This window comes from Nitrospira sp., assembly GCA_030692565.1.
In the GTDB taxonomy this organism is placed as follows: Bacteria; Nitrospirota; Nitrospiria; order Nitrospirales; family Nitrospiraceae; genus Nitrospira_D.
In genome coordinates this window covers 1-16,440 of the sequence record JAUYAO010000048.1, presented here as the reverse complement: position 1 = coordinate 16,440, position 16,440 = coordinate 1, and the positions used below count along the sequence as shown (strand labels likewise).

The 16,440-nt window shown below is 63.4% G+C and carries 9 protein-coding genes; all 9 read right to left on the bottom strand.

Annotated elements, in window-relative coordinates; translation table 11 throughout:
* On the bottom strand, positions 1 to 447 hold a 447-nt coding region (locus Q8N04_12675; protein ID MDP3091527.1), incomplete at its 3' end, for a TolC family protein.
* Positions 448 to 679: 232 nt separating this feature from the next.
* Entirely contained in the window at positions 680 to 3,130 is a 2,451-nt protein-coding gene (locus Q8N04_12670) for a heavy metal translocating P-type ATPase (protein ID MDP3091526.1), read from the bottom strand.
* Entirely contained in the window at positions 3,127 to 5,865 is a 2,739-nt protein-coding gene (locus tag Q8N04_12665; GenBank protein ID MDP3091525.1) for a cation-translocating P-type ATPase, read from the bottom strand. The genes Q8N04_12670 and Q8N04_12665 overlap by 4 nt, the downstream gene beginning before the upstream one ends.
* A gap of 334 nt (positions 5,866 to 6,199) precedes the next feature.
* A complete protein-coding gene (locus Q8N04_12660; protein MDP3091524.1) occupies positions 6,200 to 7,183 on the bottom strand; it encodes a M28 family peptidase in 984 nt (327 codons plus the stop codon).
* On the bottom strand, positions 7,180 to 9,921 hold the full coding sequence (locus tag Q8N04_12655; protein MDP3091523.1) for an AMP-binding protein: 2,742 nt from the start codon (positions 9,919 to 9,921) through the stop codon (positions 7,180 to 7,182). Before Q8N04_12655 ends, Q8N04_12660 begins: the two co-directional genes overlap by 4 nt.
* Before the next feature lie 19 nt (positions 9,922 to 9,940).
* A complete protein-coding gene (locus Q8N04_12650; GenBank protein ID MDP3091522.1) occupies positions 9,941 to 13,042 on the bottom strand; it encodes a CusA/CzcA family heavy metal efflux RND transporter in 3,102 nt (1,033 codons plus the stop codon).
* Positions 13,039 to 14,316 carry an efflux RND transporter periplasmic adaptor subunit gene (locus Q8N04_12645; GenBank protein MDP3091521.1) on the bottom strand — a complete coding sequence of 426 codons (1,278 nt, stop codon included), beginning with the start codon at positions 14,314 to 14,316 and terminating at the stop codon, positions 13,039 to 13,041. The genes Q8N04_12650 and Q8N04_12645 overlap by 4 nt, the downstream gene beginning before the upstream one ends.
* 40 nt (positions 14,317 to 14,356) lie before the next feature.
* Positions 14,357 to 15,157, bottom strand: coding sequence for a universal stress protein (locus tag Q8N04_12640; protein MDP3091520.1), 801 nt, complete (start codon positions 15,155 to 15,157; stop codon positions 14,357 to 14,359).
* Positions 15,158 to 15,173: 16 nt separating this feature from the next.
* Positions 15,174 to 16,340 (bottom strand): site-2 protease family protein, encoded by a 1,167-nt coding sequence (locus Q8N04_12635; protein ID MDP3091519.1) that lies wholly within the window; start codon positions 16,338 to 16,340, stop codon positions 15,174 to 15,176.
* Positions 16,341 to 16,440: the final 100 nt, after the last annotated feature.

The window sequence follows — 16,440 nt, the reverse complement described above, 5'->3', positions numbered from 1 at the left end:
CAGGCGCAGCCGTATGGCCAGATAGTCTTGCTCGATCCGGTCGGCCTCGCGCTGGGCCACTTCCCCTTTGAGGCGGAGTTTGCCGGGAAAGGGAATCTCCTGCCCGATTCCATACATGGCCCCCTGCAACGGCTCGATCATCGGCATCCGCTGATAGCCGAACTGGAGTTTCGGATCGGGGAGCGTTTGCACTTGCGGTACGACGGCCTTCGCAGCGTCCCATCGTTGGCGGGCCGCATTGATCTCAGGATTGGCGGAGTCCAATTCTGCGATAAGACTCGTGAGGTTGATTCGCGACGTATCGTGCGTGGAAGGGGATATCCCTTCAGACGCAACCCCAGGGGCTTCTTGTGTCCCGCTCGCAAGGAGTGGGGCCGCGTCTATGAAGGAAACGAGAAGAACGGACAACCCCCAAGCCAGGAATGAATCGGTGATGGTTCGTATCACAGCAGCACCTCCAGCGAAATGAAACCTCCAGTACCTCGCTTCTCGGCTCGTTGCTGAGAAGCCGATTAAGACGTGCGCTCCAGCACAGAAATTGCTGTTGCTGCGGAACGGAGCTCTGCCCTTTGGTTGTGGGCAATGGCGGACGCTGGGATCATACCGTAGCCTTTGATCGGCTCCACATCAAGCTTCGAATTCAGCGTTTGTGTTTGTGCGGTCATGGTGGTCCCTGCAATCACAGTTTCATGTTCCGCAACCGCAAAGCGTTGCTGATGACCGAGACGGAACTCAGGCTCATTGCGGCACCGGCGATGATTGGGCTGAGCAGCAGGCCGAAGAACGGGTACAGCACCCCCGCCGCCACCGGAATACCCAGCGCGTTGTAGAGAAAGGCGAAAACGAGATTCTGCCTGATGTTCCCCATGGTGGCACGACTGAGGTGAATCGCTTTGGCAATGGCCCGGAGATCGCCCTTGACCAGAGTGATGCCCGCACTTTGCATGGCGACGTCGGTACCGGTGCCCATTGCCATGCCGACGTCCGCTTCGCTGAGGGCTGGTGCGTCGTTGATGCCGTCGCCGGCCATCGCGACGTGTGCGCCGTCCGCCCGCAGCTGCTTCACGTAGCGGACTTTGCCCGCCGGTTCAATCTCCGCCTCTACTCCATCGAGGCCGAGGGTCTTCGCGACGGCGACGGCGGTGCGGCGGTTATCGCCGGTGAGCATGACGAGTGTCAACCCGAGCCGATGGAGTTCACGGATCGCTTCAGCGGTGGTGGATTTGATCGGATCAGCCACGGCGAGCATGCCCGCGGGCTTGCCATCCACCGCGACATACATCACGGTCTTGCCCTCTTCTTGAAGTGGGACCGCCGAGGCTTCGAGCGGCTCCAGGCCGGTGATCGCTTCGTTCCGCAGAAAATCCGGTTTACCGATCATCACCATTCGACCAGCAACGGCGCCGAGCACCCCGCCCGCTGTCACCGAGCGGAAGTCTGTCACAGCCTCGATGGTGAGACCTTGGTCCTTCGCGCCCTGCACAATCGCAGCGGCGAGCGGATGTTCGCTCCCCTGCTCCAGCGACGCCGCCAGGCGCAGCAGGTCCTTCGCGTCGAACCCGCCGGTCGGCAGCACATCCATCAGCTTGGGCTTGCCCTCCGTGAGCGTGCCCGTCTTGTCCACGACGAGCGTGGTGACTGTTTCCAACCGTTCGAGGGCCTCGGCGTGCTTCACGAGCACGCCTTCCTGCGCGCCTCGTCCGACGCCGACCATGATGGACATCGGCGTCGCCAGACCGAGGGCACAGGGGCAGGCGATAATGAGGACGGCCACGGCATTGACGATGGCATGTGCAAGCGTGGGCTCCGGTCCCAGCCACATCCAGAGGACGAACGTGAGCGCCGACACCGCCAGCACGACCGGCACGAAAATGCCCGCGACGGTGTCGGCGAGACCCTGGATCGGCGCGCGGCTGCGCTGGGCTTCCGCGACCATGTTCACGATTTGCCCGAGCAAGGTGTCGTGACCGACCCGCTCGGCGCGCATGATGAAGCTGCCGGGGCCATTGACGGTGCCGCCGGTAACTGTGTCGCCGACGGTCTTTTCCACCGGGAGCGGTTCGCCGGTGATCATGGACTCTTCCACGTTGGAATGACCTTCGACCACTTCGCCGTCGACCGGCACCTTGCCGCCTGGCACCACGCGCAATCGGTCGCCGACCTTCACCTGATCGAGCGGGATTTCACGGTCGCCCCCCGGCGCGACCAGCCGCGCCGCGGGCGGCGCGAGATTGAGCAGCGCTTTGATGGCACTGCCTGTACGGCTGCGGGCCCGGAGTTCGAGGACTTGACCGAGGAGCACCAGCACAATGATCACCGCCGCGGCCTCAAAGTAGATGGCGACGTTGCCCTCATGCTGCATCGCGGGCGGAAAGAGGCCGGGCGCGAGCATCGCCACGGCGCTGAAGACGAACGCGGCGCCTACACCGATGGCGATTAACGTGAACATGTTCAAGTGACGCGTCACGATGGAACGCCAGCCACGGAGGAAAAACGGCCAGCCCGCCCACCCGACCACAGGCGTGGTGAGCGCAAACTGCATCCAGCGGGCGGCGTGACTCTCCACCCAGGGCTGTCTGCCCAGTGCCGGGATCATATGCGCCATCGCGAGGACAAACACCGGCACCGTCAGCGCGGCAGCGACCCAGAAGCGCCTGGTCATGTCGGACAGTTCAGCACTCTCTTCCTCAGTCGTCCCCGCCGTCACGGCCATCGGTTCCAGCGCCATGCCGCACTTGGGACAATCGCCGGGATGGTCTTGCTGCACGTCGGGGTGCATCGGGCAGGTGTACAGGGGTTGGCCCGCCGCGGGCGCGACCCCGGCCTGGTTCCGCTCCAACGCCATGCCGCATTTCGGGCAATCGCCCGGCTGCTTCGATTCGACGCCGGGACACATCGGGCAGACGTATGACGCCGAGACCCGCACGGTGGAACGGTCGCGTGGCTCAGACGCGGGTTGCGGTGGCTGACAGCAGCTGTGAGGTTCTTCCTCGTGCTTCGTGGTAGCAGGCACCGACAGAAATTTCTGCCGGCAGTGCTCGCTGCAAAAATAGAACGTTTGCCCGTCGCGCTCGGCACGCCACGCGGACGTCTCATCCACCGTCATGCCGCACATCGGATCTGTGGTCATGGCTTGGCCTTTCTTGGCTGCGGGGTGTGCCGCACGACCTTCACCAGCTCCAACACCACCAGCGGGATCGTACCCACGGCCAGCAGCAGGACGCAATCGGCGAGCGACAGGAATGACGTCTTCAGGAAGCGGCCCAGCGTCGCGTTGTGATGACTCCAGACTTGAAGGCCGAACGACACGGACACCACGATGGCGAGATTGAGGTTCGAGAACAGGGAGATGCGCCAGACGGGCTTGGTTGCACTCCGACCGCCGAAGGCGCGCAGAAGTTCGGCGAAGACCAGCACCGCAAAGGCCTCGGTGCGGGCCATGTCTACGGTTTCCGTCTGCAAGCCGTAGAGGTACACCGCAAACGCCACACCGGCCGTGAGGCACCCAGTAAAGACCATCGTGCCGAGGAAGCCGCGGTCGGTGATGCGCTCAGACCGGCGGCGCGGGCGGCGCGTCATCACGTCAGGGTCGATGGGGTCGGTGGCTAGACAAAGTGCGGGCAAGCCGTCGGTCACGAGATTAATCCAGAGCAAGTGAATCGGCAGGAGCGGGGTCGGAAGCCCAATGACCACGCAGATGGTCATCAGCAGCAGTTCACCCGTGTTGCCTGCTAATAGATATTGGAGCGTCTTGCGGATGTTGTCGTAGATGCCGCGGCCCTCTTCGACGGCGGCAACGATCGAGGCGAAGTTGTCGTCGGTGATAATCATGTCCGAGGCCTGCTTAGTGACTTCCGTGCCTGATTGCCCCATGGCAATACCGATGTCGGCGCCTTTGATGGCCGGGGCGTCGTTGACCCCGTCGCCGGTCATCGCGACCACCGCCTCGTTCGCTTTCCAGGCACGAACGATGCGGAGTTTGTGCTCGGCGGTGACACGCGCGTACACGGCGACTGTGGGCGCACGCTGCCGGAGTGCGTCATCGGACAGCTGGTCCAACTCCAGCCCAGTGAGGGCGGCGTTGCCGCCCGGCGCGATGCCGAGTTCCCGCGCAATGGCCATCGCGGTCTGCGGATGGTCGCCGGTAATCATCACCACGCGAATCCCAGCGGCACGGCATTTTGCGACGGCTTCTGTGGCCTCCTGACGTGGCGGATCATACATCCCCGACAGCCCGACGAACACGAGATCGCGCTCCACGGCCTCCGCGGTGAAGTCAGCGGGCGACACGTTGTCCAGGTCACGATAGGCCGAACCGAGCACGCGCAGGGCTTGCTGTGCCATCGCGTCGTTCTGCGCCACGATGGTCTGGCGATCCTCGTCCGTCATGAGGCGGACCCCAGTGCCGGTGTAGACCTTGGTACAGCGTGCCAACAACACGTCGGGCGCGCCATTGATGAAGGCGCGGAGCGTTCCGTCCGGCATCGTGCGAATCACGGTGCTGCGCTTCCGGTCGGAGTCGAAGGGAATTTCATGCTGCTTCGGCAGGTCCTGCTCAATGCGCTCCCGGTTTCCGCCGGCTTTGCGACCGGCCGTGAGCAAGGCGCCTTCGGTGGGGTCGCCGATGACGTTCCACGTCCCGTCTTCCTGGACGAGATGGGCGTGGTTACAGCCAAGGAGGACGGTCGCCAGTTCGAGCAACGGCACGGCCTGCTGCGCGTCCGCCTTCGTGCCCTCGACGCGCACGTCGCCGTCCGGCCCGTACCCTTCGCCGGTGACGTCGTAGCGTTGGCCCGCAACGTAGAGCGCGCGCACGGTCATTTGGCCGACCGTCAAGGTGCCGGTCTTGTCCGTGCAAATGACCGTGGTCGAACCGAGCGTTTCGACCGCGGGCAGTTTGCGCATGAGCGCGCGGCGGCGGGACATGCGCAACACCCCGAGCGCGAGTGCCACCGTAACGACAGCAGGCAGCCCTTCCGGCACGGCAGCCACAGCGAGGCTGACCGAGGTCATGAAGAGCTCGAAGGGCGGGATCCCACGCAGCAGCCCCAGCCCGAACAACAGCGCGACGATGCCCAGCGTCGCCCACACGAGAAGATGCCCGAACGAGTCGAGCTTCTTCTGCAGCGGCGTGCCCCCCTCCGACCCCGCCTCTTCGATGAGGCCGGCAATGCGGCCCAGCTCCGTGTTCATGGCCGTGGCCACCACGACGGCCAGGCCCGTGCCGGCCGCGACACTGGTGCCCATGAAGATCATGTTTGTGCGGTCGCCCAGCGGGACATCGCGCTCTCCCAACGTGCCGGCCTGTTTCATGACCGCCTGCGATTCACCGGTCAGCGCGGACTCGATGCACTTGAGGGAGGCCGCCTCCAACAGCCGTGCGTCGGCTGCGATCAGGTCGCCGGCTTCCAGTGCGAGGATATCGCCCGCGACGACGCCCGAGGCGGGAATCGACGTGACCTGTCCGCCGCGCCGCACCGTAGCGTGGGGCGACGTCATCTTTTTGAGCGCGGCGATGGATTTTTCGGCTTTGAATTCCTGATAGAAACCGATGACGGCGTTTAGTATGACGATGGCAAGGATGGCGAGGGCGTCCATCCGTTCGCCCAGCAGACCGGAGACCACAGCCGCGGCGATGAGGATCCAGATGATCAGACTCTTGAACTGGGCGAGGAAGATCTGGAGCGGGCTGATGGGTGCGCCTTCCTTCAGCTCGTTCGGGCCGTCGGCGGCCAGGCGCCGCGCGGCCTCCGGCGCAGACAGTCCGGTCGTTGTGGAACCGAGGTGGGCCAGCACGTCCTCAGCCGACTGGCTGTGCCAGACGCTGCCCTTCGGTTGAGTGGCCAGGGGAGTTTCTGTGGTCATGCGGTGGCTCCCTCAATGGCCTGCCCTGCCCTCGGCGGAATCTTTCTCTCGTGAGTTGTGCTCTCTATACGCCACACCGAACGCGCCGGCATCAGTTCTTCGTCCGTGTAAATGACGCGGACCGCAACCGGGCTGGCATTCACTAAAGCCAGCCTATTCGCACATACTTATCCACACAGCAACCTGGGGACTTGCTCTCTGGCTTCACACCGGCAGGCATAGGTAGCTTGAGGAATCCGTGCCAAGTCAGCTATTTCTCTGCGCCCGTCGGCAAATCAAATCGACGGCGACCGTGCAGAGGCTCATGGTTCACCAGTAATTCCTCCTGTTTACTTTAGTGTTGCGCACTTGATGACTGGTCCAACATTACCAGAACCCCGGCGATCCCTTTCACCAACTCAGCCATCGCGCTGTAGTCCAACGTATCCGGTCTATCAGTACCCCGGTGATAATGCGGGTTCCGGTAGAACGCCGTATCCGTGAGCCTGACCGCCGGATATTCTTCCTTCCAGAAAGACCCATGATCCGAGAGATCCACCCCAGGAATCCACCAAGGCCCGGTAAACGTCTCAACCGGCAACGCCGTCTGCGCTTTCAATACATCGCGGACGTGCATCTGGAGCGGCTCCGAAGCCGCATTGCTGACGACCGTGATGAAGTTGCCCCTGGTCGGATAGCGCCATCGGAGCCAGAACAACGGAAACGACTGACTCCCTTTCTCTTGTGAATAATAGCCCACCATTTCCAGACAGAGCATCCCCTCCACCTGCTCCCCTCGTTCTTTCAGGCTACGGGCGTAGACGCGGCTGCCCATCTGCCGGCTCCGAAAAAACGGCGGCTCCTCCAGTGTGAACGCGACAAAGCGCACCGTTTTCCGAAATCGAGTCGCTGCATGCAGGCGCGCCAGCTCCAGCAGTACGGCGACGCCGCTGGCATTATCATCGGCGCCAGGTGTCCCTTCCACCGTGTCGTAAAGGGCGCCGACGATGAGGACCCGGTCTGGCTCATCCGTCCCTCGCCGTTCCGCGATGATATTGCGATACATCTGCCCCTTCACCTCGTAGGGCTGAAACATAACCGTATAGCCGCCCGCTTGAAACGACTGCGTGACGAAGTCGGCAGCCGCGGCCAGACTTGCGGTATCTCGATAACTCCGGGGGCCGATGGTCTCGGCCAACGTTCGGACAATGACTTCGAGCCGCTCACGGACATCGGGAGCGGCCACAGCCGGTTGATCACGCTCCACGGCCGACACGCTCTGACAGAGCAGCCACGCCACCAGCGCTACAAACCCTCCAAGTAATGGACGACACCTCATCCAGCCTCCCTCTGTCCTTTGCGGTTCATTGCGCGTACATTCGTCTCCGGCGTCAACGCCATGATGGCGTCGCGAATCGCCTGAGTCGCTGCCTCATAGGGATTGTGCCCCTGACGCCGCCATTCATCGATCAATTCCCGGGTCACGATGACGGGCCGGCCGACCACGAGTGAGACCGGATGGGGACGAGGCCCCCAGGTCCCGACCGGCCAAGCCTGAAAGGCTCCGTCGATCCAGATCGGAACCACCGGGACACCGAGTTCACAGGCGAGGATGCCGATGCCGGGACGAAATGACTTGAGGGTTCCATCGACGGAGCGCTGCCCCTCAGGAAAGACCAACAGGCCCGAGCTCTGTCGCAAAACAAGAGCAGCGGATTGGAGCGCCGTTATGAGAGAGGCCTCCAAGCCTACCGGGATCACACGGGCCACGCGAGCGACCCATTGCATGAGGGCGCCGCGAAAATATGTCTGCAAGCCGATCGAGTAGAGTCGCCTGGACACCACCGCAGGAGCCGCCGCTACGATGACGAACGGATCGAGGTAACTCGTGTGATTGGCCGCCAGCAGAAACGGCCCGTTCAGCGGCAGATGGTCCGCTCCGGTGACGCGAAGGCGAAACCCCGTCCGGAACACCAGGCGCAGCGCCGTTCGCACGAATGCCGTGAGCAGCCGATGAGACCAGGTCGCCGGTGTCAGCAGCCTGTCTCTGAGTTCAGCCGACGGCTCAGCCTTGAGGATGTCGCTCCAGGACTGGACACCTTGCCCGGTAGCTGCTTTGTCGCCCGTCTGAGCGCTCACCCGCTCGATCAACTCGCGGACCGTCATGACCTCATGGGCGAGCGAATCCGGCAGCCGGCCGAACGACTGTTCGAGCGCCGACAGCAGTTCCACGCGCCGCAGCGAATCGAACCCCAGATCGAGATCCAGGTGATCGCCCGGCGCGATGCGGCGCTCCTTCTCCACGAACCGCTGGAGCGCGTGGACGATACGGCGGGCCGCCTCCGTCGCCATGAGCGCCTGGTCTGCCGCAGAAAGTGGCTGAACAAGATCAGCCGCTTCGCCGACGGTCTTGACCATGGCGGCCACCCGGTAGCGCTGAAGTTTTTCCAGCCGCGTGCGCGGCAGCGGCGTCGTGATAATGGTCAGCCCGCTGATCCGCTTGTAGGGCGGCAGCGTCAGCCCGATTCTCGTCAGTTCGTCCTTCACGAGTTGACGGATGCCCACAACCTGAAGCGTTTTGATGTAGTCGAAGTTCGGCACCACCACCGCATGCAGGCCCTCCCCGCCTTCGCCAGCACGGGCTGTGCCCACGATGCAGATCTCGCCGATCGCCGGACTGCGTTGGTAGTGGCCTTCCAGCTCCTCCGGAACGATGTTCTTGCCTCCCGCCGTGACGATCAGCTCCTTGGCCCGCCCGGTCAGGAACAGATACCCGTCCTGATCCAGGTACCCGAGATCGCCGGTGTAAAACCAGCCGTCGCGGATCGCGCCGGCCGTCGCCTGCGGATTCGCATCATAGCCTTGCATCACGTTCGGACCTTTGACGGTCACCTCCCCGACGCCGGTGCCATCGGGATTCACAATGCGCACCTCCACGCCGGGAATGGGAATACCCACCGAGCCGATCTTCGGTTTCGCCAACGGAATGAACGTCACCACGGGTGCGGTTTCCGTGAGGCCATAGCCCTCCAGCAACGTGAAACCTAGGCAGAACAGGTCGTGCGCCACGTCCGGATCGAGCCGTGCGCCGCCGCACACGAGCACGCGCAACGACGGCCCTAACTGATGATGCACCGTGGCAAACAGCCGGCGGCCGAGATTCACCGTCGTATGCAGCCGCACGGCTCCCGACAACGCCAACAACAGACGCGCAAACAGGCGAATCGGCAGCGGGCGCCGGTTGATGCCCTCGACAATCCCCCGCCGAACCATCGCGAAGACCTGCGGGACCCCGACCAGAAACGTGATCTGCGCGTCCCGCAAACACTGCAGCAGCTCCGGTCCTTTCAGGGTCGGCAGGAAGGTGATCCGGGCGCCAAGCAACAGCGGCACCAGGCCCGTGACCATGAAGGGGTAGGCATGGTGGAGCGGCAGAATGGCCAGAAACCGATCCTCGGAGCTGCCCGACCCCGACTGCGCTAACGCCTTGGCATTGGACAGAAGGTTGCGATGGGTCAAACGGACGCCCTTAGGTTCGCCGGTTGTGCCGGAGGTATACAGGAGCGACGCAACATTCTCGGGCGAGGCCTTCGGCTTCTCCGCGCTTCCGGCCCGGCCCGCTCGCACCCATTCGTCGAGAAAGGAGCAGCCTGCATCGTGAAGAGGATCGAGCGCGATGACGGTCACCGGCAACCCGGTATTCTTCAGCAGCGGCCAGGTTGTCGCGCTCACAAAGGCCAGCCGGGCGCCGGACCGCGCCAGGAGCCCGGCGAGGTCTCCGCTGTTCAGTTGGATGTCGAGAGGAACCGCCGTGCCGCCCGCAGCCACAATCCCGAGATACGCGATCACCCACTCGGGACGGTTCTCTGCGACGATGGCCACGCGGTCTCCCCGGCGGAGGTCGTGACGCATCAAGGCGGCGGCAAGCGCGTCAACCTGTTCGACGAGCTGTTGATAGGTACACTGCCGATAGGCGTGCTCCTGTTTGATTTGCATGGCCATCCGCTCGGGCGCGCGGCGCGCGACCGCGAAGACGGCTTCTGGGAGGGTGTCAGGAAGATCACCGGGTGTGTGCATACGCATCGTCCTCCGCCGACTACCTGTCACTCTTCTCGAACCATGGATAGAGCGCGGGCAGCACCATCAGGGTGAGCAGGGTCGAACTCACCAGGCCGCCGATCACGACGACCGCGAGTGGCCGTTGGACCTCCGAGCCGATGCCCTGCGCCAACGCCAGGGGTGCTAGCCCCAACAGTGTGGTCAGGGTCGTCATCATGACCGGACGCAGGCGCTGGAGACATCCTTGCCGGATCGCGTCTTCGCTGGTGAACCCCGCCTGCCGCATCCCGTTGATGGTGGACACCAGGACGATCCCGTTTTCGACCGCGACGCCGAACAGCGCGATAAACCCGACCGCTGCCGGGACACTCAGGTATTGCCCCGTCAGCCACAATCCAAACACGCCGCCGATCAGGGCAAAGGGGAGGTTCGACACGATCAGCGCCGCCGAGCGCAGGGAGTTGAAGGCGAGGACCAGCAATAGCCCGATTATGCCGATCGTGACCGGCACGACGATCCGGAGGTGCGCCATCGCGCGTTCCATCTGCTCGAACGCGCCGCCCCAGGTGATGGTGTAGCCGGACGGCAAATGGAGGCGCTCCGCGAGCTTGCGCTGCCCCTCTTCAACGATGCTGCCGGGATCGCGGCCCACCACGTTGAACCCGATGAAGATCCGCCGGCGCACCTGTTCGCGACTGATCCGCGCCGGCCCCTCGCGCATCTCCACCTTCGCCAGCTCACTGAGCGGAATCGGCGCGCCGACAGCCGAGTTGACCAGAATCTCGCCGATCTGGCGCACCGTGCTCCGGTGCTCCTCGGGAAACCGCAGGATGAGCTCGAACCGGCGCTCGTTCTCATAGACCGTCGTCGCGGATTTGCCGCCGATCGCGGTTTCAATGATCTCGCGAATATCCGCCACATTGATCCCGTAGCGCGCAATCTTGCCTCGATCAATATCCACGGTCAGGTACGGTTGCCCCGCGATCTGCTCCACTCTGAGATCTTTCACCCCTTCGACCGTTCTCATGATGGCGGCGATTTGATCCGCCCGTTCCTTCAAGACATCCAAATCATCTCCGAACAACTTGATGGCGAACTCCGTCCTGACTCCCGAGATCAACTCGTCCACTCGCTGCTGGATGGGTTGGCTCATCATAAAAGACATGCCGGGGAGTTCGGCCAGCCGGCGGCGCATCGCCTCGACCAGCTCGGCTTTGGTCCGGGCCGTCGTCCAAGTGTCGCGCGGATGGAGCAGCACGACCGGATCGCTTTCATTGGCCTCTTGCGGTTCATTCCCGATCTCCGACCGACCGATTTTTCCAACCGCGAGGCGGACCTCTGGAAATTCCCGCAGGGCCAGCAAGGCGCGTTTCTCCAGTTCGATGGATTCAGGGAGCGACACCCTGGGCAACCGGATGATCAGCGGCGTCAGCGCCCCTTCGTCGAGGATGGGCACGAACTGCCGGCCCAGGTACGGCACGAACACCAGCGCCACACCCAGCAGAAGGAGGGCGCCGGCCAGCACCAGCCGCCGATGGGTGAGCGTCCATCGGAGCAGCGGCTCATACGCCGTCTTCGCCCACCGCACGAGGGTCGTCTCCCGTTGAGCCCCGCCGGTGAGTCCCAGGGCGCAAAGGACCGGCGTGACCGTCAGAGACAGCGCGAGCGACACCAGCAAGGCGATCATGACGGTGTAGGCCAAGGGCGCGAACAGCCTGCCTTCCATGCCTTCCAAGGTCACCAGCGGCAGAAACACCACGATAATGATGAGCAACGCGAAGGCGATCGGGCGCGCCACTTCCTTCGAGGCCTGCAGCACCAAATCCCCGCGCGCCGTCGAAGAGAGCCCCGGCTCGGAGAGATGGCGATACACATTCTCCACGACCACAATCGAGGCGTCGACCACCATGCCGATGGCGATCGCCAACCCGCCCAGCGACATGATATTGGCCGAGAGGCCGAGGTCCTGCATGATCCGAAACGTGAACAGCGGCGTGAGGATCAGGGTCGCCGTCACAATGAGCGCGCTGCGAACGTTCCCGATCGTGGCGAAGAGGACCAGACCCACCAGGAGAATCCCCGCCAGCAGGGCCTGACGGACCGTATCCAGGGCCGCCGTCACCAATTCGGTCCGGTCGTAGAATGGGACGAGCTTCAGCCCGCCGGGCAAGATGCCGGCTTGATGGATCTGCTCTACTTTGGTCTTGACGGCGCCCACGACCTCGCGCGCGTTGGCCCCGCGGAGCATGAGGACGATCCCGGCCACGACTTCCCGCTCGCCGTTGAGGACGGCGGCGCCGTGGCGGATCGCATGGCCGATGCGCACCTCGGCCACGTCGCGCACATACACGGGTGTGCCGCCGGCCTCCTTCACCACAATGTCCTCAATATCGGCGATGCTCCGCACCAACCCCAACCCGCGCACGATCGCCCGTTCGCCGTGTCGATCCACGACATTGCCGCCGGCGTTGGCATTGTTCTGCGCGACCGCCTCGAACACCTGAGCCAACGTCAAGTTGTACTTCCGCAGCTTGGCTGGCTCGACAATCACCTGATACTGCTTGACGAACCCACCCAGCGCATTCACATCGATGACGCCGGGAACCGTCCTGATAAGCGGCCGAAGCACCCAATCCTGCAGAACCCGCTGATCCGTTAATGCGGCCTCGAGCGCTTCGGGATTCTCCGCGTTCACCGATGGACTGTCCAAGTAGTACTGATAGATTTCACCGAGGCCGGTCGTCACCGGCGCCATGACCGGCTCGACGCCCGGCGGCAAGATCGCTTTCGCTTCGAGCAGTCGCTCAAGCACGAGTTGACGGGCGCGTAAGAGGTCCACATGATCTTTGAACACCACGGTGATCTGGGAGAGGGCGAATTTCGACAGCGAGCGGATTTCGGTGAGGTCGGGCAGGCCGGTCATCTGCAGCTCGAGCGGGATGGTGATGAACCGTTCCACCTCGACCGGAGACAACCCCGGCCCATCGGTCAAGATCTGTACCTGTATATTGGTGACATCCGGAAATGCGTCGATCGGCAACTCACGGAACGCCACTGCACCGGCCGTGGCCAGCAGGCCGGTCAGGATCAAAATGAGCGGCCATCGTCGGAGCGAAAAGGCAATCAGCGCGTCGATCATCGCGTAGGCTCGATCTGAGATTTCTCGAATTCGGACTTGAGCACGAAGGTGCCGGCAGTAACGATCAGCTCGCCCTCGCGCAGGCCGCTCAACACCGCGACAACCTGGTCGGTTTCCTGGCCGAGGACCACGGGACGCTTCTCGAACCTCCCCCCATCCAGTTGCACAAACACATACGAAGACTCGCCGCTCCGTTGCACCGCCGAGACCGGCGCCATCGCCACCTCCTGTTCTGGATCGGCATAGACGCGCACCGTCGCAAACATTTCCGGTTTCAGCAGCTTCTTCGGATTGGGGACCGTGACCCGCAACCGCATGGTGCGCGTGGCAGGATCTAAGACATCCCCCAGATGGGTGATCGTGCCGACAAAGACCTGGCCTGGGTACGATGTCACCCGCACCTCGACAACCTGCTCGCGATGGATGAACCGCACGTCTTTTTCCGGCACCTTCCCGACAACCCAGACGTCCGAGAGATCGGCCACGGTGAAGAGCTTCTGCTGCGTCTCCACGACTTCGCCGCGCGTGATGTTGCGCATGATCACCCGGCCGTCGAACGGCGCGCGCATCGGCACGTCGGAGCGGATGGTCTGCTCGCGGTCCAGGCGTTGGAACTCGTCCGCCCGCGCGCCCAGCAGCTCCAGGCGGTGCTTCGCTTCGCGCGCTTCGGCGCGAACCGTCTTCATCTCGGCTTCGCGCCGCTGCACCTCGGCGAGGCTGACCGCCCGGTGCTGGTGCAGATCGCGAACCCGTTCGTAGGCCAGCTCAGCCTCGTGCAGCTTTGCACCGGCCTTCAGATAGGCCGCTGCAGCCAATCCAAGGTCCGAACTATGCAGCAAGGCTAAGAGCGCGCCCTTTTTGACGTCCTGCCCGACATCCACGGAAACCTCCACCACCTGCCCGCGGATCAACGTGGTAACCTCGGCCAGCTCATTTTCATTCGGTTGGACCGTGGCGGGAAAATCCCGATGCAACCTGAATGCGCCTCGGGCGACCGAAGCAACCTCGATGCCCGTATTCGCCAGCGCCTCGGGCTTGAGCGCCACGATATGCGGAGACGACAGGAGAGCGGTACTGCCCGCCGTCTCTGCCGGCTCATCGCGTTCCTTGGTGCCGTTGAGGAAACTGAGCGAGGCCAGCACGAGCCCCCCGATCCCCGCCACGAGCGCCCAGCGCGCAAACCGCTTCGCGTTCGTCATAGAGAACTTTCCCACCTTGATCTCCGGCACACGAGCCGACCGGCCCCGATCCTGCGCGGGGCTGGATGGTGTCATGATCGCCGCGCCAGGGCTCGCCGGATCATGCGCGCGCCGACTATCGCTGCTTGACCACGAGAACCGAACAGGGTGCATGCCGCGCCACCTTCCGTGACACACTGCCGAGGAACGCGCCCTTCAACCCCGTCATGCCCCGCGATCCGAGGATCACCAGGTCGGCATGCGTGCGTGCTGCCGCTCGTAGGATTTCCTCTGCCGGACGGCCTTCGACCAGCACAGGATGGATCGTCAGGCCACGATGCGCCACGAGCTTTCGCATCCGCCCCAACACCTGCCTCCCCCGCTCCTTTGTCACACGAATCATGGCCTGTGCGGCCGCCAACGCGTGATCGGATTCATCGACCGCCAACAGGATCCTGAGGCCTTTGACTGACGGCTGTGCGCCTCGCTTCCGTGATCCTCGGCTGATCAGGACCGAGCACGGCGCCGAATGGAGCACACCCTCGCTCACGCTTCCAAGCAGGAATCGCCGCACACCGGAGAGCCCGCGAGAGCCCACGACGACCAGGTCTGCCTGTTTCTTTTTCAAGACCCCCACGATCCCCGTCAGCGGCAGGCCCCACTTGACCAGCACCTCCGGTCGGGCGTCGCCTGGTCGCACCTGAGTGCCCAGACGTTCCAGGAATCGTTGAGCCTGCGAGAACACCTTCCTCCGCTCCCCCGTCAGTTGCTTCCACAACTCCGGATGGTAATGGAGCTGCCAGCCACCGGGGATCGTGACCATCTCCAACATATGGAGGAGGGTGAAGGCTGATCCGGCCGGCCAGCGCAGATGCTGGAGCAACTGCATCGCCGCACGCGCATGCCGAGAGCGATCCACCGCAATCACAATGTTCACCGTGTCTTCTCCCTGTTTAGATAGGCTCCGCCGATCTCCCCGTCACGGTCGGCCGGAGAATGAACCCGTCCAGCTCCATCTTGGCCGAGAGGACCCGTAAGATATGATCTCGCGTGAGCATGCCCATGAGCTGCCCGCCCTTCGCGACCGGCACTTGATTGACATCCTCGCCTTCCATCGTCTGTAACACCTCCAGGATCGGGGTCTCAGGCGCCACCACGCGCAGGTTCGTCAAGGGCGTCATCGCCTCCCCTACGGATACGTTCTGCCATCGAGATTGCGGCACCGCTTTGATCTGATGAAGGGTCACCAAACCATCCAGCCGGCTGCCCTCGGCCACTACGAAGCATCGCTGTCCCGTCTTGAGAATATGTTCCTGCACCAACTCGGCCAGACTCATCCGACCGGACACCGTCGGACAGTCTCGTGCCATGACGTCTTCAGCCCGCACACCGGTGAGCACGGAACGGATACTCACTTGCAGCACGGTCTCCTGCGCCGCATTCAGCAAGAACCAGCCGATGAAGGCCAGCCACAGTCCGCTGAACCAACTGCCGGTGATCAACCCTGTCCAGATCCCCGCAAGCATGATTCCATATCCGACGAGCTGCCCGGAGCCGGCCGCGATGCGCGTGGCCTTCGAGAAGCTTCCGGTAAAGTGCCAGAGGACTGCCCGAAAGATCCGGCCCCCGTCGAGCGGGAAGCCCGGCACGAGGTTGAACACCGCCAGCATCAGGTTGATCGACGAAAGCCACCCGGCCAGCGCCGCGACATGCTCGAATTGATCGCCGGCGAGATGCGACAGGAACCCGAATCCCACGGCGAGCACCGCGCTGGCAATCGGTCCGGCAATCGCAATCTGAAACTCCGTCAGCGGACGATCGGACTCCCGCCCGATTTGCGCCACGCCGCCGAACACAAAGAGCGTGATCGCCCGGACGGGAAGGCCCTTGGCCAGCGCCACGAAACTGTGGGCTAACTCGTGGAGGAGAATCGAGACGAAGAACAACAGGCTGGTGGCGATTCCCACAGCGTAGTGCTCGACCGTCGTCCAGTGGGGGTGCTCCGAGGCAAACCGCGTGGTGAGTGAAAAAGTGATCAGGAAAAAGATGATGAACCAGGAATAGTGGAGGCCGACCTCAATGCCCCGAATGGTGGTGAGACGTACGGATTGACCGATCATGCGAAACCTCCCTCAAGTTGTTGCCTCTCGTGATCGCGCATGCCCCACGAGGACGGCCATGTGACTGCGGTGGTTCTTGTTTATGCACCCTCGCCAGGCC